28 protein-coding genes and 1 pseudogene are annotated in these 23,165 nt (G+C 53.1%); 19 read left to right on the top strand and 10 right to left on the bottom strand.

All coding sequences use genetic code 11. The annotated features are described in order from the left end of the window. Window positions 1–9 precede the first annotated feature (9 nt). Complete coding sequence (locus tag DI14_RS01735; protein WP_034804418.1) at window positions 10–822, bottom strand: Cof-type HAD-IIB family hydrolase; 813 nt, start codon at window positions 820–822, stop codon at window positions 10–12. A 163-nt stretch (window positions 823–985) separates the two neighbouring features. Here DI14_RS01735 and DI14_RS01730 point away from each other — a divergent pair, with 163 nt between their 5' ends. From DI14_RS01730 to DI14_RS01680, 11 genes and pseudogenes are all read left to right on the top strand, one after another. Next, on the top strand, window positions 986–1,180 hold the full coding sequence (locus tag DI14_RS01730) for a YjzD family protein (protein ID WP_034804417.1): 195 nt from the start codon (window positions 986–988) through the stop codon (window positions 1,178–1,180). Window positions 1,181–1,248: 68 nt separating this feature from the next. Beyond that, window positions 1,249–1,668: a co-chaperone YbbN gene (locus tag DI14_RS01725; RefSeq protein WP_034804415.1), complete on the top strand. Its 420-nt coding sequence runs from the start codon at window positions 1,249–1,251 to the stop codon at window positions 1,666–1,668. After that, complete coding sequence (locus DI14_RS01720) at window positions 1,665–2,441, top strand: phosphatidylserine decarboxylase (RefSeq protein ID WP_051622497.1); 777 nt, start codon at window positions 1,665–1,667, stop codon at window positions 2,439–2,441. The genes DI14_RS01725 and DI14_RS01720 overlap by 4 nt, the downstream gene beginning before the upstream one ends. A 129-nt stretch (window positions 2,442–2,570) precedes the next feature. After that, a complete protein-coding gene (locus DI14_RS01715) occupies window positions 2,571–3,197 on the top strand; it encodes a YqeG family HAD IIIA-type phosphatase (protein WP_034804413.1) in 627 nt (208 codons plus the stop codon). Between the two features lie 134 nt (window positions 3,198–3,331). Further along, window positions 3,332–4,444, top strand: coding sequence for a ribosome biogenesis GTPase YqeH (gene yqeH / locus DI14_RS01710; RefSeq protein ID WP_034804410.1), 1,113 nt, complete (start codon window positions 3,332–3,334; stop codon window positions 4,442–4,444). Continuing rightward, window positions 4,441–5,226, top strand: a complete 786-nt coding sequence (gene aroE, locus DI14_RS01705; protein ID WP_034804407.1) for a shikimate dehydrogenase — start codon at window positions 4,441–4,443, stop codon at window positions 5,224–5,226. Before yqeH ends, aroE begins: the two co-directional genes overlap by 4 nt. Window positions 5,227–5,231: 5 nt before the next feature. Further along, window positions 5,232–5,529, top strand: a pseudogene (gene yhbY / locus DI14_RS01700) (ribosome assembly RNA-binding protein YhbY). Beyond that, complete coding sequence (locus DI14_RS01695; RefSeq protein WP_034804405.1) at window positions 5,526–6,095, top strand: nicotinate-nucleotide adenylyltransferase; 570 nt, start codon at window positions 5,526–5,528, stop codon at window positions 6,093–6,095. Before yhbY ends, DI14_RS01695 begins: the two are co-directional and overlap by 4 nt. Continuing rightward, window positions 6,085–6,642 (top strand): bis(5'-nucleosyl)-tetraphosphatase (symmetrical) YqeK, encoded by a 558-nt coding sequence (gene yqeK / locus DI14_RS01690; RefSeq protein WP_034804402.1) that lies wholly within the window; start codon window positions 6,085–6,087, stop codon window positions 6,640–6,642. The genes DI14_RS01695 and yqeK overlap by 11 nt, the downstream gene beginning before the upstream one ends. Before the next feature lie 10 nt (window positions 6,643–6,652). After that, on the top strand, window positions 6,653–7,000 hold the full coding sequence (rsfS, locus tag DI14_RS01685; protein WP_034804400.1) for a ribosome silencing factor: 348 nt from the start codon (window positions 6,653–6,655) through the stop codon (window positions 6,998–7,000). After that, the gene (locus DI14_RS01680; RefSeq protein ID WP_034804398.1) at window positions 7,000–7,725 is read left to right on the top strand and encodes a class I SAM-dependent methyltransferase; all 726 of its coding nucleotides are present in this window, start codon (window positions 7,000–7,002) and stop codon (window positions 7,723–7,725) included. Before rsfS ends, DI14_RS01680 begins: the two co-directional genes overlap by 1 nt. A gap of 36 nt (window positions 7,726–7,761) precedes the next feature. On the opposite strand, the gene DI14_RS01675 is transcribed toward DI14_RS01680, so the two are convergent. Continuing rightward, window positions 7,762–8,181 carry a VOC family protein gene (locus DI14_RS01675; protein ID WP_034804396.1) on the bottom strand — a complete coding sequence of 140 codons (420 nt, stop codon included), beginning with the start codon at window positions 8,179–8,181 and terminating at the stop codon, window positions 7,762–7,764. Between the two features lie 147 nt (window positions 8,182–8,328). Between DI14_RS01675 and DI14_RS01670 the strand changes: the two genes are divergently transcribed. The 4 genes from DI14_RS01670 to nfsA all read left to right on the top strand — a co-directional run bounded on the left by DI14_RS01670 (window position 8,329) and on the right by nfsA (window position 12,056). Continuing rightward, window positions 8,329–8,910 carry a hypothetical protein gene (locus DI14_RS01670; RefSeq protein ID WP_034804393.1) on the top strand — a complete coding sequence of 194 codons (582 nt, stop codon included), beginning with the start codon at window positions 8,329–8,331 and terminating at the stop codon, window positions 8,908–8,910. Window positions 8,911–9,020: 110 nt separating this feature from the next. Then, on the top strand, window positions 9,021–10,490 hold the full coding sequence (locus DI14_RS01665) for a catalase (RefSeq protein WP_034804389.1): 1,470 nt from the start codon (window positions 9,021–9,023) through the stop codon (window positions 10,488–10,490). Between the two features lie 68 nt (window positions 10,491–10,558). Further along, window positions 10,559–11,245 carry a hypothetical protein gene (locus DI14_RS01660; protein WP_051622496.1) on the top strand — a complete coding sequence of 229 codons (687 nt, stop codon included), beginning with the start codon at window positions 10,559–10,561 and terminating at the stop codon, window positions 11,243–11,245. 61 nt (window positions 11,246–11,306) lie between these two features. After that, a complete protein-coding gene (gene nfsA, locus DI14_RS01655; RefSeq protein ID WP_034804387.1) occupies window positions 11,307–12,056 on the top strand; it encodes an oxygen-insensitive NADPH nitroreductase in 750 nt (249 codons plus the stop codon). Window positions 12,057–12,492: 436 nt separating this feature from the next. Here the strand turns inward: nfsA and DI14_RS01650 are convergent, their stop codons facing one another. The 3 genes from DI14_RS01650 to DI14_RS01640 all read right to left on the bottom strand — a co-directional run bounded on the left by DI14_RS01650 (window position 12,493) and on the right by DI14_RS01640 (window position 15,439). Then, window positions 12,493–13,611 (bottom strand): TlpA disulfide reductase family protein, encoded by a 1,119-nt coding sequence (locus tag DI14_RS01650; protein WP_034804385.1) that lies wholly within the window; start codon window positions 13,609–13,611, stop codon window positions 12,493–12,495. 63 nt (window positions 13,612–13,674) lie between these two features. Next, entirely contained in the window at window positions 13,675–15,075 is a 1,401-nt protein-coding gene (locus DI14_RS01645; RefSeq protein WP_034804383.1) for a rhodanese-like domain-containing protein, read from the bottom strand. A gap of 67 nt (window positions 15,076–15,142) precedes the next feature. Continuing rightward, window positions 15,143–15,439, bottom strand: coding sequence for a rhodanese-like domain-containing protein (locus DI14_RS01640; RefSeq protein WP_034804381.1), 297 nt, complete (start codon window positions 15,437–15,439; stop codon window positions 15,143–15,145). A gap of 112 nt (window positions 15,440–15,551) precedes the next feature. Between DI14_RS01640 and DI14_RS01635 the strand changes: the two genes are divergently transcribed. Together DI14_RS01635 and DI14_RS01630 are read left to right on the top strand one after the other, a co-directional pair. Next, complete coding sequence (locus DI14_RS01635) at window positions 15,552–15,923, top strand: rhodanese-like domain-containing protein (protein ID WP_051622495.1); 372 nt, start codon at window positions 15,552–15,554, stop codon at window positions 15,921–15,923. A 39-nt stretch (window positions 15,924–15,962) separates the two neighbouring features. Beyond that, window positions 15,963–16,742 carry a sulfite exporter TauE/SafE family protein gene (locus DI14_RS01630; RefSeq protein ID WP_034804377.1) on the top strand — a complete coding sequence of 260 codons (780 nt, stop codon included), beginning with the start codon at window positions 15,963–15,965 and terminating at the stop codon, window positions 16,740–16,742. Window positions 16,743–17,192: 450 nt separating this feature from the next. Here DI14_RS01630 and DI14_RS15650 read toward each other — a convergent pair whose 3' ends face one another. Beyond that, window positions 17,193–17,510, bottom strand: coding sequence for a transposase (locus DI14_RS15650; RefSeq protein ID WP_255344250.1), 318 nt, complete (start codon window positions 17,508–17,510; stop codon window positions 17,193–17,195). A 357-nt stretch (window positions 17,511–17,867) separates the two neighbouring features. Here DI14_RS15650 and DI14_RS01625 point away from each other — a divergent pair, with 357 nt between their 5' ends. Both DI14_RS01625 and DI14_RS01620 read left to right on the top strand, forming a co-directional pair. Next, a complete protein-coding gene (locus tag DI14_RS01625; RefSeq protein WP_051622494.1) occupies window positions 17,868–19,778 on the top strand; it encodes an LTA synthase family protein in 1,911 nt (636 codons plus the stop codon). A gap of 101 nt (window positions 19,779–19,879) precedes the next feature. Then, window positions 19,880–20,488, top strand: a complete 609-nt coding sequence (locus DI14_RS01620; protein ID WP_034804374.1) for a bifunctional 2-polyprenyl-6-hydroxyphenol methylase/3-demethylubiquinol 3-O-methyltransferase UbiG — start codon at window positions 19,880–19,882, stop codon at window positions 20,486–20,488. A gap of 25 nt (window positions 20,489–20,513) precedes the next feature. Here the strand turns inward: DI14_RS01620 and DI14_RS01615 are convergent, their stop codons facing one another. From DI14_RS01615 to DI14_RS01600, 4 genes are all read right to left on the bottom strand, one after another. After that, window positions 20,514–20,708 carry a hypothetical protein gene (locus tag DI14_RS01615; protein ID WP_034804372.1) on the bottom strand — a complete coding sequence of 65 codons (195 nt, stop codon included), beginning with the start codon at window positions 20,706–20,708 and terminating at the stop codon, window positions 20,514–20,516. Window positions 20,709–20,814: 106 nt separating this feature from the next. Further along, window positions 20,815–21,363 carry a cysteine hydrolase family protein gene (locus DI14_RS01610; RefSeq protein WP_034804369.1) on the bottom strand — a complete coding sequence of 183 codons (549 nt, stop codon included), beginning with the start codon at window positions 21,361–21,363 and terminating at the stop codon, window positions 20,815–20,817. A 65-nt stretch (window positions 21,364–21,428) separates the two neighbouring features. Beyond that, entirely contained in the window at window positions 21,429–22,157 is a 729-nt protein-coding gene (locus DI14_RS01605) for an ABC transporter permease (RefSeq protein WP_034804424.1), read from the bottom strand. Next, on the bottom strand, window positions 22,135–23,073 hold the full coding sequence (locus DI14_RS01600; protein ID WP_034804367.1) for an ABC transporter ATP-binding protein: 939 nt from the start codon (window positions 23,071–23,073) through the stop codon (window positions 22,135–22,137). The genes DI14_RS01605 and DI14_RS01600 overlap by 23 nt, the downstream gene beginning before the upstream one ends. Window positions 23,074–23,165 lie beyond the last annotated feature (92 nt).

Genomic DNA, 23,165 nt, shown 5'->3' with positions numbered 1-23,165 from the left:
GTGTGTTGATTATGCCTTGATGCCGAGTTTTTCTTCGAGGTAGATGGCGATGCCGTCTTCCATGTTCGACGCGGTCACTTCGTTCGCGACGGCTTTCAACTGGCTGATGGCGTTCCCCATCGCGACGCCGGTGCCGACATAGTCGAGCATCTCGAGGTCGTTCTCCTCGTCGCCGAACGCGATGATGTTTTTGCGGTTGATGCCGAGATGTTTCGACACTTCACGCAATCCGAGCGCCTTCGATGTGTTTTGGCTCATGACTTCGATCATGTGCTCCGGCATGCGCCATTGGCGGTTCAAGACGGCCTCGGCGTGAACTTTATTCAAACGTGCACGGACGTTGTCGACGTGCTCTTTCGTCGCATGGATGAGGAGTGACGTCGGCTCTTCTTGTAAGTGTTTGAGCAAGTTGCCCGATGTGACGCTGAGCGCGCGCTCGGCGTAGGGGCTATAAAATTCTTGCGGTTCTTTTTGGAAGTAGACGTGGTCCGTCACTTCGACGACGATGTTGTGTGCTTTCGTCTCCGACACTTCCTCGATGATCTCGTGCGCCGTCTTGAGTGGGATTGGTCGGTGCGTCACGGCGTATGACGAGTCTTTCGGATGGTGGACGAGCGCGCCGTTGAAGTTGATGAGCGGCGTCGTCAAGTCGAGCTGGTCATAGTACATGATGGAGTGGCGATGCGGTCGTCCGGTCGCAATCATGACTTCATGACCGGCATCTCGCGCCGCTTGGAGCGCACGAATGTTTCGGTCGCTAATCGTCTTGTCATCTCGTAACAACGTGCCGTCCAAATCTACTGCGATTAAATAACGTGACATTAGTCATCCTCTTTTCTACGATGTGCTGTTTCTCTGACGGTATCATATTTCCGGTTTCAACGGAAAGAATATACAATCGAGGTCGCACATTTATCAGGAACAATGCTATACTAATCTCGTATGAGCAATTCATGCATCATCTGTGAGATGGAGGGGACTTTCGATGCGATATTTAGTCACATTGTTCTGGGCAATTTTGCTTTCGAACACAGCAATCTTTATCATTTCTGCTGTCGACGGCGTGCCATTCAATGCGGTGCTCGCGACAGCGTTTGGCGTGGTCATCACAATCTTTATCGTGCTCTTGGATGTCGTGAACCAAGATATGGGGATCAGCGACGTCGCCCAAGAGAAGTAAGGCGTTCACAATCAAACTGGCTCACAGTCGAGTCAGTTCTTTTTATATCATTTTAGGAGGGACTTACTATGAAAAATGATGCAAAACGCGCGAACTTTATTACGTTTGCCATTATCGCTGCCATCATCGTAATCGGCATCGGGCTCTTGTTCTTCTTGAACAACGCCAATGAAGAAGAGGGTGTCAACGCGGTCAATGCCGAAGAGTTGGAGACGAAAATCTCAGAAGAAGATGAAGTCGTGGTCTACTTCTGGCAGACAGGCTGTGAGTACTGTGAGCAGGTGAAGCCGTATATCGAGCCGCTCGTTGAAGAATATGATGCTGTCTCAATCAACTTGGCCGACCATAACGTCTGGACGACGTACGGCATCAACGGCACGCCGACGGTCATCCGGTTTGAGGACGGTCAAGAGACGGGCCGCATCGAAGGAGCCGTATCGGAACAGCAGTATGAGACATTTTTTAAAAATGAGGAGGGCGAACAGTGATTAAAAGCCGTTTCTACCAGACGTTGTTTGAATTGAACGCCTCCCCGTTCATCGCCAAACGGCTCCGGTGGTTCGCTGAATCGAACTATAGCCGTCCGCTCATCGCCTCGTTCGCGAAAACGTACAAGATTGACGTTGAAGAAGCGAAAGACCCAATCGATGCGTATCCGAGTCTGCACGCGTTCTTCACTCGACATCTGAAAGAAGGGGCCCGATTGATTGACGTAGATGCACAGTCGATTGTCTCTCCGTGTGACGGGAAGTTATCCATCGTCACCGATATCACGGACGATAGCCGCTTTGAAGTGAAGGGCCAATCGTACACGCTCGCTGAGATGCTCGGTTCGCAACAAGAGGCACGTCGCTATGCAGGCGGCACCGTCTGCGTGCTCTACTTGAGCCCGCGCGATTATCACCGCGTCCACGTCCCGCTCGCCGGGCGCGTCCTCAGCCACTACGAGCTAGGCGACCGCTCGGCACCGGTCAACGAGATCGGCTTGACGGAGACGGTTCGTCCGCTCTCGCGCAACTATCGCCGCATCACGCGATTCGATAGCCCTGCCGGTGTCTATGAACACATCATGGTCGGCGCCTTGAACGTCAACACGATCGAGTGGACCCATGACGGGTCGTACGTGGAAAAGGGAGACGAAGTCGGCTACTTCTCGTTCGGCTCGACCGTCGTCCTTTGCTTCGAAAAAGGGCGCGTCCATATCGATTCGTCTAAAATCGGTCCGGTCCGGCTCGGTGAAGCCATCGGCACGATTCAATGAAAATTTCAAACTTTTTCATTCCGGCCAAACGATACACTAGTCGTTTGGTCGGTTTTCGTTTACCATAGAAGGGATATCAATACTTATAAGAGTAGTTGAATCGCTTTAGATAATTGGAGGAATTCAAACGTGTTTAATCGACTTTATCCGAAACAGTTCGTCGCGTCAGTCTTTGACATCGACCTTGAAGAATTAAAAGACCGTGGTGTCCGCGTCATTTTGACGGACCTTGATAATACACTCGTGGCTTGGGACGTCCCGCACGCACCGGAGCTTCTTTTGCTCTGGCTTGAAAAAGTGAAATCACATGGACTTGACGTCATCGTCGTGTCGAATAACAATGAAAACCGCGTCCGGACGTTCACGGAACCGCTCGGACTCCATTACGTATCGCGTGCGAAAAAACCGTTGCCGTCCGGCTTCAAGCAAGCGCTTGCGAAATACGGCTATTCGACGAAAGAAGCGATTTTCTTAGGCGACCAGTTGTTCACGGACGTGCTCGGCGCGAACATGGCCGGCATCCACGTCATTCACGTCGAACCGGTCGTCAAGACAGACGGTTTCGTCACGAAGTTCAATCGCATGCTCGAGAAAGTCGTGTTCGCGCATATGAAACGTCGCGGGAAGTACGTATTGATCACGAAGAAAGTCGAGGAAATCGCCGTCGATGCGAAGCGGGCCAAAGTGGCCGTCGCTGAGAAAATCGGGGAAGCGATGCACTCGCGTTCCGAAGATTCACATAAAAAAGATGAATAAGGACCTCGAACGCACAGGAAGAAGGAGGCTGTCCTTGTACGGCGCGTAAGGCGTCGGAATTAACGCTTCAGGAGTAGCGGCGAGGCGCTACAGTGAATGAAGAAGAGGAAACTCAAATGACAGCAAATCATGCTATGGAAGAAACAAAACGTTATTGCGCCGGTTGCGGCGTTCTCATTCAAACGGAAGACCCGGCTGGTGTCGGGTATGCTCCGAAATCGGCACTTGATCGCGAAATCGTCATTTGCCAACGTTGCTTCAAACTGAAACACTACAATCAGATTCAAGACGTCGAACTGACAGATGACGACTTCTTGCGCATCTTGAACGGAATCGGTTCGCGCGAAGCGCTCGTCATTAAAATCGTCGACATCTTTGACTTTAACGGGAGCTGGCTCCCAGGACTGCAACGGTCAGTCGGGTCGAACCCGGTCCTTTTAGTCGGGAACAAAGTCGACTTGTTACCGAAATCCGTCAACCCGAACCGGATGGCGAACTGGATGAAGAGCGAGGCGAAAGAACTCGGCTTGAACCCGGTCGACGTCCATTTGATTAGTGCGAAGAAAGGGCACGGCATCGACGAGCTCGCCGAGAAGATTGAATATTATCGGAAAGGCAAGGACGTCTACGTCGTCGGTTGTACGAACGTCGGGAAATCGACGCTCATCAACCAAATCATCAAACGTTTCGGCGAAGCGGACGAGGCGATCATTACGGTCAGCCATTTCCCGGGAACGACGCTCGACTTGATTGACGTCCCGCTCGATGATGACGCGAACTTGTATGACACACCAGGGATCATCAACCGCCATCAGATGGCCCACTACGTCGACGCCAAAGACTTGAAGACGATCACGCCGAAAAAAGAGATCAAGCCACACGTGTTCCAGTTGAACCCGCAGCAGACGCTCTTCTTCGGTGGTCTCGCTCGTCTCGACTACATGGAAGGCAACAAGCGCTCATTCGTCGTCTACATGTCAAACGAGTTGAAGACGCACCGTACGAAACTCGATAAAGCGGACGAGTTGTACGAGAATCACATCGGTCAAATGCTCAACCCGCCGAACGAGAAGACGCTCGAGAAGTTGCCGCCGCTCGTCCGTCACGAGTTCAGTCTCCGGGACGGCGTGAAGACGGACATCGTCTTCAGCGGTCTCGGTTGGGTCGCCATTCACGGCAAAGGCGGCCGCATCGCTGCCTGGGCACCAAAAGGAGTCGCCGTCACATTGCGTGAGGCACTCGTATGAGACTGGCCGTCATCGGTCACCCGATTGCTCATTCGCTCTCTCCCGTCCTGCACGAGCAGTGGCTGAGGGCGTCTGGGCTTTTCGGGCGTTATGAGGCGCTCGACGTCGCCGAAGAAGACTTGAGCGGATTGTTTCAGGCGATGCGCGATGGCGAATGGGACGGCTTCAACGTCACGATTCCGTATAAAGAAACCGTCATCCCGTACCTTGACGAACTCGATTTGGCGGCTACGGATGCCGGTGCGGTCAATACGGTGTATAAGCGGGACGGCAAATTGATTGGGACGAACACGGACGGTGCCGGTCTCGTCGCCGCCCTGTCTCCTCTGACAGACTGGTCCGGTCGTGTGCTCGTCATCGGAGCAGGTGGTGCGGCGCGCGGGATTATCAGTGCGCTACCGACCCGTGACGTCACCATCACGAACCGGACGATGGAACGGGCGGAGCGTCTTGCCGAACGGTTCGGCATCGAAGCAAAAGCCTTTGCAGACGTTGACATCGCGCGATACGACGTCATCATTCAGACGACTTCGGTCGGGATGGACGGGGTGCATTCGCCGCAATCGTTAAATGGGTTACGACAAAACACGGTCGTTTGTGATATCATATATCGTCCACTCGTCACACCGTTTTTAAAAGAAGCCGCTAAAAAAGGGGCGATCATCGTCAACGGAACAGCCATGTTCGTCGGACAAGGTGCTTTGGCGTTTGAATTTTGGACAGGTGTGAAACCGGATCGATTTGTTGGAATGAAGTTAATTGAGAGCTTATTGGAGGAATAGAAATAATGTTATCAGGTAAACAAAAACGTTTTTTACGTGCAGAGGCACACCACCTCTCGCCGATTTATCAAGTCGGAAAAAAATGGTGTCAGTGAAGCGATGTGCAAAGATATCAGTGACGCGCTCGAGAAGCGTGAGTTGTTGAAAGTTCAAGTGCTTCAAAACTGTGCCGACACGCCGAAAGACGTGGCTGGAGAGCTTGCGGAAGGGACGAAAGCAGAAGTCGTTCAAGTCATCGGCAAAGTCATCGTCTTGTACAAACAGGCGACAGAGAAAGAAAACCGCCAAATCAAACTCCCATGAGCCGCATCGGACTGATGGGAGGAACGTTCGACCCGCCGCACCTCGGTCATTTGTTGATTGCCGAGCAGGCGCGTGAACAGCTTGAACTCGACGAAGTCTGGTTTTTGCCGGCGGCGATTCCGCCCCATAAGTCCGGGTTCAGCCAAGCAGAGGACCGGATCGAGATGACCCGGCGCGCGATCGCATCAAACGCGGCGTTTAAACTCAATTTGATTGAGTTCGAACGGACCGAGCCGTCTTATACGGTCGAGACGATGAGACGGTTGCGGGACTTGTATCCGGACGACACATTCTTCTTCTTGATTGGGGCGGACTCGCTCGAATCACTCGAAAAGTGGTACGATTACGAGACGCTCGTCACCCTCGTCACGTTCGGTGCCGTCGCTCGTCCCGGGAGTCGTTATCGTATCCCGAGACGGGCCGATGTCCGGACGATCGATATGCCACAACTCGAAATCTCATCGACGGATATTCGCGAGCGGGCAAAACGCAATCGTTCGATTGCGTATCTCGTGCCATCAGAAGTGGAAACTTATATCAAGGAGCATGGATTGTATGACGTATGAACAAGCGAGAACGTTGATTGAACAGACGTTGCCAGAGAAACGATTCATCCATACGCTCGGTGTCGTCGAGACGGCGGAACACTTGGCGAAAATCTATGGCGTGAACGTCGAACAGGCCCGTCTGGCCGCAATGTTGCACGATTATGCGAAATATATGGACCGTGACGAGATGCGTCAAGTCGTCCTCGACGAACAGCTTGACCTCGCCTTACTCGAATTTGATGACGAACTCTTGCATGCGCCGGTCGGGGCAGTTTTGTTAGACCGTTCCTATGACCTCGACGCATCCGTCGTCTCCGCCATTAAGAACCATACGACCGGTTCCCCGGGTATGTCGCGCCTCGACCAAGTCATCTTTGTGGCCGATGCGATTGAACCGAACCGGCGTTACCCTGGTGTTGAAGCATTGCGGGACGTCGCCGAGCAGTCACTCGAGTTGGCTGTCGTCGCGACGTTACGTCAGTCGATTCAACACTTATTGAACAAGTCGGTACGGATTTTCCCACTGACGATTGCGACATATAACGCTTTTGTGAAAACACCTTAGGAGGGTCAATATGACTGTAAAAGAACAACTTGAATTGATTGTAAAGGCTGCTGATGATAAGCGCGCCGAAGAAATCGTCGTCCTTGACATGGAAGGTATCTCGCCGATTGCAGATTACTTCGTGATTTGCCACGGAAACTCAGAGAAGCAAGTCGAAGCGATCGCTCGTGAAATTAAAGATGTTGCGGGCGAGAACGATCTTCCGCTCCACAAGTTCGAGGGAATGGACACGGCACGTTGGGTGCTCGCTGACCTCGAGAACGTCGTCGTCCACATCTTCCATCGTGACGACCGTGATTACTATAACCTCGAAAAACTTTGGGCTGACGCGCCGCACGTCGAAGTGGAAGTCGGTTAATGGCGTACGAAGGGTTCGCCTACGTATACGATGAGTTGATGAAAGATGCGCCTTACGGAGAGTGGGTCGCGTTTGTGCGACGTCATGTGCCGGACGGGGCATCGCTCGCCGACGTCGGATGCGGGACGGGTTCTGCGACGATTCAACTTGCCGCACACTACGATGCGATCGGGCTCGACTTGTCGGAGTCGATGCTTGAAGTCGCGCAAGAAAAAGCGCTCGAGGCAGGTGTCGACTTGCCGCTATGGCAACAGGACATGCGGGAACTCGAGTTGCCGCAACCGGTCGATGTCGTGACGATTCTGTGTGACTCGCTCTGCTATCTGGCGGACGAGGCCGACGTCATCGATACGTTCGAAGCCGTCTATGAGCAACTCAAACCGGGCGGCACGTTCCTCTTCGACGTCCACTCGCCGAACAAGATGCAGACGCTCTTCAACCAAAAGACGTACGCGTCGAACGGGGAGGATTGCTCGTACATCTGGTTCGCCGACCCGGGCGAAGCCCCGCTCTCGGTCGTCCACGACTTGACGTTTTTCGTCGCCCTCGAGGACGGGACGTACGAGCGGGTCGAAGAGACGCACGAGCAACGGACGTATGAGCCGGGGCAATACATGCAGTGGCTCATCGGTGCGGGCTTTCATGTGAAGTCGGTCACGGCCGACTTCACGGACAAGGCGCCAGGACCGAACGCTGAACGAATCTTCTTCGTTGCCGAGAAATGAACGCAGGCCCCATCGCAAACGCGATGGGGCCTTTTTTCATGCTTCGGGTTCGTAACTGAATTGCCACTGAACGCCGAATCGGTCTTCGACGGTGCCGTACGCCTTGGTCCAAAACGTCTCTTGGAGCGGCATCAACACACGTCCGCCGACTGCGAGTGCGTCGAACTCGCGACGAATAGCCTCGAGATCACGAGTCAAGACGGCAAGCGTGATGTTCTGGCCAAACGTGACAGGACCGTCCGGCATCGAATCAGAGAACATGAGCGACGTCCCGTGCACGACGAGGCGAGCATGAAGGACGAGCTCGGCCAGCTCAGGTGGCACCGGGTTCCCGTCTGGACCGGGCTGGGCACCGAACGGCATGATCTCGGGATTCGGATAGTCGAATACATCGGCGTAAAACAAGACGGCTTCTCGACAGTTTCCGTTGAAGTTTAAATATGGATTGATGGGCATATTCGTCACACTCCTTTTTCTTTAGTATGGCGTCCGTTTTAGAATGCGCAATCCGACAAAAGCGTGAATTTCGAATCAAATTTGTTCTTGCTATGTAAAAAACGGGAAACAGAAACTGAGACTTCGAATAGAAAGAAGGCGTTCCGTATGCAATGGGCACGTGGACGGATGTTGGAGTTCGGATTTGTATTGTTCATGGGGATTATTCTTGTCGCGTCGGTCATTGAAGAAGCGTGGTTCGATGCGAGTGTCGCTGCTGCGGGGATTGTGTCCGGGTTAATTCCATTTATCCTCGAGAAAACGTTCAAGACCACGTTCGATGCCAAGTTGAAAGTCGCCTATATTTTGTTCCTGTTCGCCTCGCAGTATTTAGGTTCCATTGTCGGCCTATACTCGAACGGGTGGTGGGACACATTCCTTCACGTATTAAGCGGCATATTCATCGCGTTTCTCGGGTATGACTTCTTTAGCCGACTCGATGACGACATCCGGCTCGAGATGCCGAAGCGATTCGTCTTCGTCTATATCGTCGTCTTTGCGATGGCCGGGGCCGCGCTTTGGGAAATGTATGAATTCACGTCGGACTTGGTGTTGAACACGACGATGCAAGGTAACGGAAATGACGACACAATGGTCGACATCGTCGCGGGGTCGCTCGGGGGTATCATCGCAGCCTTGCTCGTGACGGAGATTCACCGGAAAGAACAGCACGAAAAACGAAAAAACTGAGAGCGATTTCAAAAACGCCCGAGTTTGCCTCGAGCGTTTTATTTGTAATAATTATTATCTTTTAATATTATTAATCTTGTAATAATGATTATTAAGAGGAGGCTATATTAATGGATCAACATCGTCGTCTAACTACTAACCAAGGCGTCCCAATCGGGGATAACGCCAACTCTATCACAGCGGGTCGCCGCGGCCCAACGCTTCTCGAAGATTATCAGCTAATTGAGAAACTCGCCCACTTTGACCGTGAGCGCGTGCCGGAGCGGGTCGTGCATGCCCGTGGTGCCGGAGCACACGGTGTCTTCAAAGTTAAAAATAGCATGAAACGATATACAAAAGCCAAATTTTTGCAGGAAGAAGGACAAGAGACACCGGTTTTCGCTCGCTTCTCGACTGTCATCCATGGTCTCGGCTCACCGGAGACGCTCCGTGACCCACGTGGATTCTCCGTCAAGTTTTACACGGAAGAAGGGAACTACGATTTCGTCGGAAACAACTTGCCGGTATTCTTTATCCGTGACGCTATCAAATTCCCAGACGTGATTCACTCACTCAAACCGGACCCACGCACGAACCTACAAGACCCGGACCGTTTCTTCGACTTCATGTCGCTCACGCCGGAATCGACGAGCATGCTCATCCACTTGTTCAGTGATGAAGGCATCCCGGCGTCATACCGTCATATGCGCGGTTCGTCTGTCCACTCGTTCAAATGGGTCAACGAATTCGGCAACACGGTGTACGTAAAACTCCGTTGGGTTCCGAAACAAGGGATTAAAAACTTGTCGATGGACGAAGCGGCGAAAGTGCAAGCGGAAGACTTCAACCATGCGACGCGTGACTTGTTCAACGCCATCGAAGAAGGCGACTTCCCGGAGTGGGACTTATACGTTCAAATCCTCGACCCGGCCGATATGGACAACTTCGACTTCGATCCGCTCGACGCGACGAAAGATTGGTTCGAAGACGTCATCCCGTATCAACTCGTCGGAACGATGACATTGAACAAAAACGTCGACAACTACTTCGCTGAGACGGAATCGGTCGGCTTCAACCCGGGCGTGCTCGTGCCTGGTATTCAACCGTCTGAAGATAAGATGCTTCAAGGGCGTCTCTTCTCGTATTCGGACACGCAACGGTACCGCATCGGCGCGAACTATCTCCAACTCCCGATCAACTGCCCGTTCGCCCAAGTGTCGAACAACCAGCGTGATGGGGCGATGCCGTTCAAGCAACAGACGAGCACTGTGAACTATGAACCGAACCGTTATGAAGACACACCGCGACCGGATGCTGCGTATATTGAACAGGAGCAACCGCTCAATGGCGTAGCCGGTCGTCAAAAGATTGAGAAGACGAACGACTTCGGTCAAGCAGGCGAAGTGTACCGTCGTTACTCGCAAGAAGAGAAAGATGGCCTCGTCCGTAACCTCGTCGCCCACATCAAAGAAGTCCGTCACGAGAAGACCGTCCTTCTCTTGATTTGCAACTTCTACCGGGCCGACCGTGACCTCGGCGAGCGTCTCTCGAAAGAGTTGAACGTCGATATCACACCGTTCTTGAGCCAAGTGACAGAATAAGCACGTAAGCAGAGTGGAGAAAACGCCACTCTGCTTTTTTTGCGTATACTAGAGAAGGCGGTGTCGAGATGAATGTACGAAGTGGAGGTTACTTACTGATTGAACGAACTGAGCGAGCCGACTATATGGACGAGCAACGGATTCCGGAGTTCGTGCAGTCAGCGAGTGCATGCATTTGTGAGCAACACCCCACGCTTGATGTACTTTGGGGGACATCGAAACGTCGTCAGGAGGCGTATCGAGAACGATTGCGACTCAGCGAGGAAGACTTCCTCCTGCTCATGGAATGGGTGGAGGTGTTTCACGAGAGTGGAGAACTCGGATATCCCCAAACGTTTCAGACGATTGAACTCGCCAAGACGTTTCGGGACCGCTTCTTCACCCACATCGAACTCGACATCATCGAGCTGAAACTGCCTGTATCCTATGTCGCGGACTTTTTAGCAGAAGGACAAGTTGGGGACCATCCCGAGCAGTACGGCGTCGAGCGGTTCATTTTGCGACACGAACACGACGAACCGCTTGGACGACCTCTCGGTTATGAAGTGCTCGGGTATGAGTACGGCACGTTCCACTCATACTTAAGTAATGGGCTAGAGCGTGACTTCGCCGAACGATTCTCGTTCCAATTGAATGAGCACGGCTTCATCTCGACGCTCGCAGAAGCGCAGCGCTATTGTGCATACAGTAATCAAGAAGATGTGGGGACGGAGCCTGTCTTATGGTTACCTTGGATCATTTCGAAAGTAGAGTGAAGTCTCTAAAATTGTCGGGAACGTTCCGCTATGTCAAGATTAGGCAAAAGGGGGAAGCTGCATGAATCAAGTCATCGAAACGTTATTGAACCACCGCTCCGTCCGCTCGTTCACGGACGAGCGTTTGACCGACGAACAAATTCGGCTCATCGTTGAGAGTGCCCAACGTGCCTCGACGTCGAGCTTCATCCAAGCCTATTCCATCATCGGTGTGACCGATCCAGACAAGAAAGCACGGCTCGCCGAGATTGCCGGTAACCAAAGCTACGTCGCCGACAACGGGCACTTCTTCGTCTTTTGCGCCGACTTGTATCGCCATGAAGTGATCGGAGACATGCGTGACGCCGATGTGACCGGGACGCTCGAGACGGATGAGAAGCTCCTCGTCGCCGTCATTGATGCGGCGCTCGCCTCACAAAACGCCGTCGTCGCTGCGGAGTCGATGGGACTCGGCATTTGTTACATCGGGGGCATTCGGAACGACATGTTCGCGGTGAAGGAGTTGCTCGGCCTGCCGGAACGTGTGTTGCCGCTCTTCGGGCTCGCGGTCGGTGTCCCAGACCACGTCGAGGACCAGAAGCCGCGCTTGCCGTTCGAACACGTCTATCACGAGAATACATATGAACTCGACCCGAACGAGCTGAAGCGGCAACTGTCGCATTATGACGAGACGATTCATGGCTACTATGCGGCGCGGGGGGCGAATCGCCGGGACGACACGTGGACTGCTCAGATGGGACGGATGCTGTCGAAGCCGACTCGGCTCGACGTCAAAGATTTCTTGAAGGCACAAGGTTATTTGAAGCACTAAAAAACCGCCGAAACTTCGGCGGTTCAGATTGTAGAAAAAGTCACGTTTCAGGCGAACTGAAACGTGACTTTTTCGTTTTCGGGCCTTGAGGCGCTCTGCCCGAGACCCTGTTCAGGCGAGCTGGGCTTTCTTCCATGCCAAGACTGCCATCTTCTTGAGATTGAGGGCGGCAAAGGGTAGCATCGCCTCCATGACGGGTTCTCCACCTCTCATTATAAAAAAGGGGCGAGGGTACGAAAAGAGGGATGGATGCGTGGACCGACCAAGGGCATGGCGAGACTTCTAGGGGAGTAGCAAGCAAAGGGAGACCCAGCAGCGTTAAGCGATGCGGCTCCCTGCTTGCCCCCAGAAAAGCGAGCTGTGCCCGGTCGGACAAATAAAAAAACTGCAGACAATGTTTTGTCTACAGTCTGAACCGCCGAAACTTCGACGGTTTTTATCTTGTCCGGGCATCGAGCCACGCTCTGTCGATGGCACCGAACTGTTTCGCGGTGATGACACCAGACTCATCGAGCACGTACGTCGTCGGCATCGCTTGGATGCGGTATCCGTTCGCAACGGCCCCGTCTCGATCATAGACGACTTCGAACGCATCTTCATACGGGGCGACGAACGATGTGGCGTCTTCGACATCCCGTTCACTCGTCGTCGTATTCACAGCGACGATCGTCACCTCATCGGTCGAGCGGGCGAACGCGGCCATATCGGGCATCTCGGCGCGACATGGGGGGCACCACGACGCCCAGAAGTTGATGACGACGCGTTGTCCGCGCAAGTCTTCCAATCGGAACGTACTGCCGTCTGTTCGCTTCAACTCGAAGTCCGGGGGCACTTGACCGATGTTCAATCCGGACGTTGCGGTCGCCTCGAGCGTCGGTGTCTGGTCGGGCAGACTCGCATTGATGATGGCGAGCGCGACGACGATGCCGAGTGTGAGTTGAACGGCTTTTCGCGTGGGGCGGGCGAGGGTCGTCGCAAGCACGACTAGACCGATAAACAATCCGAGCGCCCACATGTGCCACGTCCCGGTCGCGCCCTCACGTAACACCCAGATGAACATCGCGCCGGTGATCGTCCAGACGAGCGAACCGCGCGACGGCGTCCGCATCCAACGCCACGTCAACAGCATCAACACGACGATGAGCCCAGCCGTGTATAGGTGAAGCGGTTGGAGTGAAGCAAAAAGGGGGAACGCGGCGTAACGCGGGACGGTGAGCGTCATTCCGAGCCATAAGACGAGACCGGACAACGCCCAATAGCCGTAAAGCTGCTTGTCGAGCCGAAAGACGAACAGTCCGATGACGAGTGCGGCGATGGCGATCGACCAATTCCCGCCAGTAGCGTATAAGGCGAGTGACAGGCTGCCGGTCGAGACGAGGCCGATCAAGACGGCGCTGCCTTTCCAAGCGAGGAAGCCGACGAACCACGTGCCGAGGACGGCGTCCCGTTCTTTTTCCGTCAACCCGATTTTTCTAAAGCCGATGTATAACAAGAGCAGGCTGACCATGAAGACGAGCAGGTCGAGCCGGATATTCAATGGACCGATTGCAATCACATCATCCCTCCTAGAGAAAAAGCGCCCAGACGAGTGGGTGCTTTCTTTGTTTGTAGTATAGCATTAGCGAATTTGTTCTGCATTGAGGACCGTCTTCATCGCACCGTAGCCACCGAGGATGTTTTGAATATCCTTGTAGCCGAGCGATTGGAGGACACTCGCTGCCATCCGTGAACGGACGCCGGATGCGCAGTGGACGGCAATCGTCTGATCGGTCGGGAGACCTTCGTGGTCGCGTGCGAGTTTACCGAGCAAGATGCGTTCGGCTTTTTCGTAGTGGCTCGCGTTCCATTCCGTCGCATTCCGGACGTCGAGGACGAACACATCGCCTTTTTCTGCAGATTCGATGGCTTGCTCCGCTGTCACATCCGTGTACGTTTCCGTCAATAGCTCTTGACCGAGCTCTTCGACTGGGACGACGAAGCGGAGGCGGTCGAGACCGATTGATTGGAGGTCTGTCTGCACTTGATCGACGTCTTCCGCGCTCGCGATGAGCGTGATGTCTTTGTCGAAGTTGACGAGCCAGCCGGCCCATGAGACGAATTTCGTGTTGTATGGGATGTTGATTGTGCCTGGGATGTGTCCTTTGGCAAACTCTTCCCCTTTACGTGTATCGACGACTTGCGTCTCTTCGACGAGTGTGTCGAGGCGGTCCGTGCCGACGACTTCTGGACGAGCAATCATGTTCGTCACTTGGATGCCTTCCTTGTTCACTTTCTTCATCATCGCGAAGTAGTTCGGCGGCTCTGGTTGGTCCGTCGTCAACTCTTTGATGAACGCGTCTTTGTCTGTCATTTGAAGCGCCCAGTTCGTCGCTTTCTCGTAACCGACCGTCGACGTCGGGATGGCGCCGAGCGCTTTTCCGCAAGCGCTGCCGGCACCGTGGCCCGGCCAGACTTGGACGAAGTCAGGGAGAGCTTTGAATTTCTTGAGCGAATCGAACATTTGCTCGGCGCCGATTGCGGTCGTGCCTTTCACACCGGCTGCCTCTTCGAGAAGGTCAGGGCGACCGATGTCGCCGACGAAGACGAAGTCGCCTGTGAAGATTCCCATCGGTTGCGTCTGGTTGCGGTCGTAGAGCAAGAATGAGATATGTTCCGGCGTGTGACCTGGTGTGTGCATGACTTCGAGCGTCACGTTACCGACTTTGAACGTGTCGCCTTCTTTGACGAGTTGTGAGTCGATGTCTTTCGCGAACGCGTATTTCCACGAAGCGTCGCCTTCATCTGACAAGTACGCTTTCGAACCAGTGCGCTTGGCGAGCTCGAGTGAGCCTGAGACGAAGTCGGCGTGAATGTGTGTCTCGGCCGTGGCGACGATTTTCATGCCTTCTTTTTCGGCTTCCTGCAAATAAGGTGTGATGTTACGTGCCGGGTCGATGACGACGGCCTCGCCTGTCATTTGGCAACCGACCATATATGAAGCCTGTGCTAATTTTTGATCATAGAAATAACGTAATAACATATGAAATACCCCCTAAGAATAGTTGACTGTGAATGATTGTGGTTCTTGAAATGGATCGAAAAGAGCGTTAGACCGTTTCGCCCGTCCAGCTCATCATGCCGCCGTCGACGTTGACGACGTCAAATCCGAGCGAGTCGAGATAAGCGGAGGCGTTCATGCTACGACCGCCTGCTGCGCAGATGACGTGAATCGGTTTTGAACGGTCGAGCGCTTCGACGTGTTCCCCAAATTCAGACAGTGGAACATTTTTTGCCTGCTTGATATGGCCCCCTGCATATTCATCGGTCTCGCGAACGTCAATCAAGTTGATCGTCTCATCGGCCTTGAGCAACGTTTCAAGTTCAGTTGTCGTAATCGTCTTCATGTGGTGATCGTCTCCTTTTTTAAATCAGGTTTGGCAACGAGAATCTTTCGTTGGCTTTAATATACCCCCTAAGGTATACTGAGTGCAAGTAGAAAGATTGGAGGCTGAAAAAATGCGTAAACTCGTGATGTTGGTGTCATTTTTAGTAGTTGGCACCCTTTTAATCGTACTATTCTCATCTAATAAGGGAGAAATTACTAAAATTGACGTTGGAACATTACAAAACAGATTGGAAAACGAAGATATAACATTGATTGACGTACGAGAAGTGGAAGAATACGAGGGGGGGCATATTGAGGGGGCGGTGAACGCACCTCTTTCTTCATTAAATGCGATTGAATTACCTCATGTGAAAGACGAACCGATTTACATCATCTGTCGTAGCGGAAACCGAAGCGCCCAAGCCGCTCAGATTTTGAGCGACCGCGGCTATACGGAAGTGTACGACGTCACCGGCGGCATGATCGCCTGGGAACAGAAATAGAACTTACTTTTCATAAGTAGGGAACTGGAGGATTGTTTTATGGAGTTAGGGTTTATCATCACTATCTTTTTAATCGGGTTCATCGGGTCGTTCATCTCGGGGATGGTCGGTATCGGCGGTTCGATTATCAAATATCCGATGTTGTTGTACATTCCGCCGCTCCTCGGCTTTGCGGCGTTCAGCGCGCATGAGGTGTCCGGAATTAGCGCGATTCAAGTGTTCTTCGCGACAATCGGAGGCATTTACGCATACCGAAAAGGCGGCTATCTAAACAAACAGCTCATTCTTTTCATGGGTGTGGCTGTCTTGATCGGTAGCTTTATCGGCGGATACGGGTCGACACTCTTGTCGGAGAACTTGATTAACGTCGTCTATGCGGTGCTCGCGACGATTGCGACCGTCATGATGTTCATGCCGAAAAAGAATGTCGAAGATTTACCGCTCGATGAAGTGACGTTCAACAAAGTCATCGCGGCCGGCTCGGCGTTCGTCGTCGGGATCGCCTCAGGCATCGTCGGGGCCGCCGGAGCGTTCATCTTGATGCCGATCATGCTCGTCGTCTTGCGCATCCCGACGAAGATGGCGATTGCGAGCTCGCTTGCGATCACGTTCATCTCGTCCATCGGGTCGACGGCCGGCAAGATTATTACCGACCAAATCGTGTGGGAGCCGGCTGTCATCATGATTATCGCCAGCTTAATCGCTGCGCCGCTCGGGGCGAACGTCGGGAAAAACATGAAGACGAAGTCGCTCCAGCTCATCTTGGCGCTCCTCATTTTGGCGAGCACGGTCAAGATTTGGTTCGACATCGTCGGGTAATTGAAGTCAGGCTATCGAACTTTGTTCGGTAGCCTCAGACTGTAGACAAAACATTGTCTGCAGTTTTTTTATTTGTCCGACCGGGCACAGCTCGCTTTTCTGGGGGCAAGCAGGGAGCCGCATCGCTTAACGCTGCTGGGTCTCCCTTTGCTTGCTACTCCCCTAGAAGTCTCGCCATGCCCTTGGTCGGTCCACGCATCCATCCCTCTTTTCGTACCCTCGCCCCTTTTTTATAATGAGAGGTAGAGAACCCGTCATGGAGGCGATGCTACCCTTTGCCGCCCTCAATCTCAAGAAGATGGCAGTCTTGGCATGGAAGGACGTCCAATCCGCCTGAACAGGGTCTCGGGCAGAACGCCTCAAGGCCCGAAAACGAAAAAGTCACGTTTCAGTTCGCCTGAAACGTGACTTTTTCTACAATCTGAGGCTATCGAACTTTGTTCGGTAGCCTCAGGCTGTTGACGAACCCATTCGCAAAAAGCGGATGGGTTCGTCTTTTTTTGTGTCCCACGAGCTCGAGGCGCTCTGCCCGACATAAAAATTGAAAAAAATGCTATGTAGACTGTCGTTTTCGGCCAACAGGTTGGCGCGGTCCACCTCCTCATTCCCCCGATAGAACGTGAAGCGGAGACCGTGGAGCTTCTTCCCGTCGGCGAACGAGCGCTCCACCGTTTGTCGCACGGAACGGATGTTGAACAGCGGGCCGAGGAGGATGATCTTGATGAGGATCTCGGGGTCGGTGCCGGGCTGTCCGGTGTTCCAGTACAGCGGCGCTCATCCGACGGCGCCGTAGACTCCTAAGGGATCAGCGAGCGGAGGGAGACCCAGCAGCGTTAAGCGATGCGGCTCCCTGCTCGCCCCTAGGAAAGCGGAGGCGCCAAGAGGATGAGCGAAAACATTTTTTTAGTCAACAATCTGAGGCTACCGAGCTTTGTTCGGTAGCCTTTTTACATACATGTGGAAGGTGTACAACGATTTCACACAGTCTGTTCAGTTGAATTAAGTTCAAGAGAACGTTAAAATACGAATCATACGTCCGTGCATTCAATCGTGAGTTCACGATTTGAACAATATAAATGCTTATGTGGAATACATGTAAGAATCATGATGAAGGAGTGTTTTTCAATGAATCATATGAATCCACCGAAAGGGAGGATGGCGCGATTCCGTCAGGCGGCAGCGAACTCGTTCCGGACGGATCGTCTGTTCTGGCTATTCACGCTACTGTTGTGGACGAAATCGACGATTGCCTATCAGTTCTTCTTTAACATCCCAATCGATAACGCGATGCAGTCGTTCATCCTGCTCATCAACCCGCTCAGCTCGACGCTGTTCTTGTTCGCGTTCAGCTTCTTCTTCAGCGGGAACAAACGCAAGTGGGCCCTCTACATCTTATACGCGGCCTCGTCGCTCATCTTGTTCGCCAATACGACATATTACCGAGAGTTCACGGATTTCTTGACCGTGCCGGTCTTGTTCCAATCGTCGAACATGGAGACGTTGTCGTCTTCGTTCCTCTCACTGCTCCAGTGGAAGGACTTGCTCATCGTCGGTGACTTGATCGTCTTGCCGTTCTTGCTGTGGAAATTGAATGAGACGGGCAAGGCGTCGCGTAAACGCGTCATCGCCACGTTCGTCGCGGCAGCGGCCATGTTCGGTTTCAACTTGGCGCTCGCCGAGACGGAACGTCCGGAACTCTTGACGCGCTCGTTCGACCGCGAACTGCTCGTCAAAAATCTTGGGACGTTCAACTTCCACGTGTACGACGCGATGCTCCAGACGAAGACGTCGGCCCAAAAAGCGATGGCGGACGGGTCGGAGTTGGCGGAAGTCGAGCAATACACGCGACAAAACTACGCCGCGCCGGACCCGGAGCTGTTCGGGAAGTATAAAGGCAAGAACGTCATCGCCGTCTCGTTCGAATCGGCCCAAAACTTCACGAACCATATGAAAGCGCCGAACGGCGAATACATCACGCCGAACTTGAACAAATTGATTGAAGAGTCGCACTTCTGGCCGAACTTCTACCATACGACCGGCCAAGGGAAGACGTCGGACGCTGAGTTCGCCCTCGACAACTCGCTCTTCGGGTTGCCGCGCGGCGGGGTCTACTTCACGAACGCCGACAACGAGTACAACGCGTTGCCGGAGCGAATCAAGCAAGAAGGATACCATTCGGCCGTGTTCCATGCGAACAACAAATCGTTCTGGAACCGTGACCAAATGTACGCCAACATCGGCGTCGATTCGTTTTATGACCAAGACTATTACGACTTAGGCGACCCGGCCGATATGACGGAATGGGGACTGCTCGACGATGAGTTTTTCTTACAGTCCGTGCCGATGATTGAAGAGCTCCCGGAGCCGTTCTTCGCGAAGCTCATCACGCTCACGAACCATTTCCCGTTCACGATGCCGAGTGAGGAGCATGAGCTCGTACCGAAGTTCGAGACGAACTCGACGACGCTCAACAACTTCCCGCAGGCGCTCGCCTATCAGGACTATGCGCTCGGATTGTTCATCGACGAGTTGAAGGCGAACGGCATGTGGGACGACACGATCTTCATCGTTTACGGCGACCATAACGGCATCTCGACGAACCATAACGCCGCGATGGCCGACCTGCTCGGGAAAGAAGAAATCACCCCTTATGACGTCGCGAAGTTACAGCAAGTACCGTTCGCGATTCACTTGCCGGGACAAGAAGAAGGGGTCGTCCATGACGGGATTGGTAGCCAAATCGACATGAACCCGACAATCCAGCATTTGCTCGGAATCGATACGTCGGACCAAATCGGCTTCGGGAACGACTTGTTCGCCCCAGAGCGGAACGATCGCGCCATCTTCCGAGACGGGACGATAATCACGAAAGAGCACGTCTTCACGCAGTCGATGTGCTATGAAGCGGAGACGGGCGAACTCGCAGCCGAACCGGAAGCATGTGAGCCACTCGAAGAAGAGGCGAATCGCGTCCTCGAGATGAATGATGCGATCATCTACTCCGATTTGCTCCGATTCAGAGAACAGAATGAATGAAAAAAAGAGAGAGTCCCATCTCTCGTTTTTTGTGGTCTTGAATCAAGATGCGGACGAACGTGGTAAGATGACAAGAGTCATAACAGGAGAGAGTGAAGCGAATGGAGTATACGGGAGAACGGGTCATTCCCGATCGGATGAGCCCGATGAACGGGATGTTGCTCGAACACATTGCCCGCTATCAGTTTTCATTATTGTATTTGAACGGGCGCGTGCTCGACTTTGCGACAGGGAGCGGCTACGGCGGCCAATTGATTGCGAAGACGTTGAAAGGGACCGTGCAGGAAGTCGTCGGCGTCGACGTATCCGAGACCTCGATTGCTTATGCGAGAGGGCGGTACCATCATCCGAACGTCACCTATCTCGTCGGGGACGTGCTCGACCGGACGCTACCGGAGCGGCTCGGTCAATTCGACTGCATCGTCAGTTTTGAGACGATTGAACATGTCGCGGACTTTGAGCGCTTCATGGAAAACGTCTGGACGATGTTGAAACCGGGTGGGACGCTCGTCTTATCGACGCCGTTCGGACAAGGGATTGGGCAGCCGACGAATGAGCCGTTTCATGCCCATCAGTTCACGGAAGCGGAGTTTGAGGCGCTATTCGAACCGTTCACATCGGTCGACTACTACTATCAACGAGGTGTCCTCGTGGAACCGAAACGCCCGAGCCGACATTATCCGTTTGGGATTGCGGTCGCGATAAAATGATGAAACAAAAAGCCCGATGAACAGGTCATCGGGTAATGAAATAGTAGAGTAGACCGAGCCCGAGAAAGGCGAGCGGCAATAAGATGATATAAATCCAGGACACCATCGACCAACTCTTTTTCTGACTGTACTCGGACGTGTCTTTCCCGAGCCCGACCATGATCGTGAAGATGAGGGCAATCAGGCAGACGAGGAGCGCTAATCCAATTGTGAGGTACATGTTGTCACATCCTTCATAGATTCTTCATACGTTTAGCATAGCTGAAAACAAACCGGAAAAGCCTCTGAAATGTTGGGATTGTGTGTCCAACAGTCAGAGGCTTTTGTCACGGTTTCGTCTGTTCGATATATGCCTCGGCCGTATCGATTGGAATGCCGAGCGTCTCATGGATGACGGTCAACGCGCTCTCATTCCGCTTGTCTGTTTCGGCGGCGACACAATCTTGCGGTACGTGGAGCTCATACTCGCGCATGTACCCGTCATTCGCCGAGAAGAGGATGCAGATGTCTGAGGCGACACCGGTCATGACAATCTTGTCGACATCGAGTTGCCGCAGCAAAATGTCGAGCTGGGTCCCGTAAAAGGCGGAATGGCGCGGCTTGATGATGAAATACTCTTTGTCTTCCGGCGCGATACGTTTTGCGATGTCGCGTCCGTTCGATGATTCGACGTGACGAACGATGTCCTCCGTACTGTCTTTCCACTGTCCGAAGTTGTCGTTACAGTAGATGACCGGTAAGTCATTGTCTTTGAAGTGACGCTTCAACTGTAAAATCGGTTCGACAATCGGTTCGGTGTGACGCAGTAGGTCGTCCCCGCCGACAAAGTCGAAGTCGTTGAACATGTCGATGATGAGCAGTGCCGTCTTTTGCATACGTCTCCCTCCTAACGAAGTTTCTTTATAGTAGGGGAGTACCACTCCATCCGGCCGTTTAACCGTTATTCGGCGAACGTTTTACTACGGAACATGAACGCCGTGATGATGTAGAAGGCGACGACATGGATGAGAACGTAGAGGGCGGAGAACCAAATCGTCACGTCCATCGTTTTCATGAAGCCCGGACTTTGGTAATAGACGGACAAATCGGTGTGCAAGAAGACGATCCATTTGGCGATGGCCGGCTTCCATGTGATGAGGAGGCCGCCGATCATCGTCGACAGGAAGTTCGCGAGCACGGTGAAGCCGATGACGACGCCGGTCGATTTGAAGACGACCGAGAACATGAGCGTCAAGAAGATGACGAACACGCCGCTCGATACGCTGAGCAACAAGTTACGGAACTGTTCAAACGTCAAGTTCCCATCGATTGTGAGCGCGAATCCGTACGTCACGGCCAAGATGAAGACGAACTGGGCGAGCATGATGAGCAGGGCCGCCAACAGTTTTGATAAGAGGATCCGGTCCCGCGAATACGGGCTCATGAGCAAATGTTTCAACGTGTCGTACTTCAACTCATTCCCGATCATCTCGGCGGTGAAGACGATTGTGAAGATGCCGAGGAACGTCATCGCGGCCATCGCGGCGAAGTTGACGAACGTCTCGGCATCTCCGTCACCGCGGACGAGGACGTATGTCAAGATGATGATGGCCGTATACATACCGAGGGCGATGAACGGTTTAATCGTTCGGCGCCACTTCATAAATTCATTGGCTAGTAATGAACGCATTGTTCGTACCTCCTTCTTTTTTCGTCACTTTCAAGAATTGCTCCTCGAGCGTCTCGTGCTTCATGCCGATTTGATAGACGGACAAGCCACGGTCGACGAGCTGTTTCAATAGATGCGGAATGTCGCGCTCTGGGCGCGGAACGAGGAACGTCTCCGCCGACTGTTGGACAATCTTGACGTCGTCGAAGGCGAGCGCCGCCACGTCGAGCGCATCGTTCATGTGAGCCCGGTCCACTTTGCATAAAATGACACTTTCCGTCTGGAGTTCCCCGTCGCCACCTTGGACCGACTTGATTTGACCTTGGTCGATGATGGCGAAACGGTCCGTGATCATCTCCATCTCACTGAGCAAATGGCTCGAAATCAAGATGGCGATGCCACGGTGATCGGCGAGGTGCCGTAAGTATTGACGCAAGTCGGCGATTCCGGCCGGATCGAGCCCGTTCGTCGGCTCGTCCAAGATGAGCACTTTCGGGTTATGGAGGAGGGCGCGGGCAATCCCGAGTCGTTGCTTCATCCCGAGCGAGTATTGCTTCACTTTCATATCGAGTTTCGTCTCGAGCCCGACGAGTGCGCCGAGGGCGTTCAAATCGACTTTTTTAAGTCCCGGGATGAGATTCATCGCGTGAATCAAGTTTTCACGACCCGTCAAATACGGATAGAAGGCCGGGTTCTCGACGATGGCTCCGATGCGACTGAGCGCTTGTTGACGATCGGTCGCGACGTCGAACCCGTCGACGGTCACCGTCCCATGTGTTGCGGGCATCAGACCCGTGATGATGCGAATCGTTGTCGTCTTTCCAGCTCCGTTTGGCCCAAGGAATCCGAAAATCTCACCCGGGACGACTTCAAAGCTGACGTTCGTCAATACGTTCGCTTTCCCCATTTTTTTGTGTACGTTTTGTACGGTTAACATGCTGTCACCTAGCTTTCGTTGAGAGTATTTACCAACTTGCTTACTCTTGTATTACGGAGCAGACTGAAACAAGGTTTCACCTTTTTTTGAAA

Origin of the sequence: Exiguobacterium sp. AB2 (genome assembly GCF_000696055.1) — a bacterium.
In the GTDB taxonomy this organism is placed as follows: domain Bacteria; phylum Bacillota; class Bacilli; order Exiguobacteriales; family Exiguobacteriaceae; genus Exiguobacterium; species Exiguobacterium alkaliphilum.
Note: the sequence above shows the minus strand (reverse complement) of the source record. Positions and strands in the feature narration are given on the sequence as shown.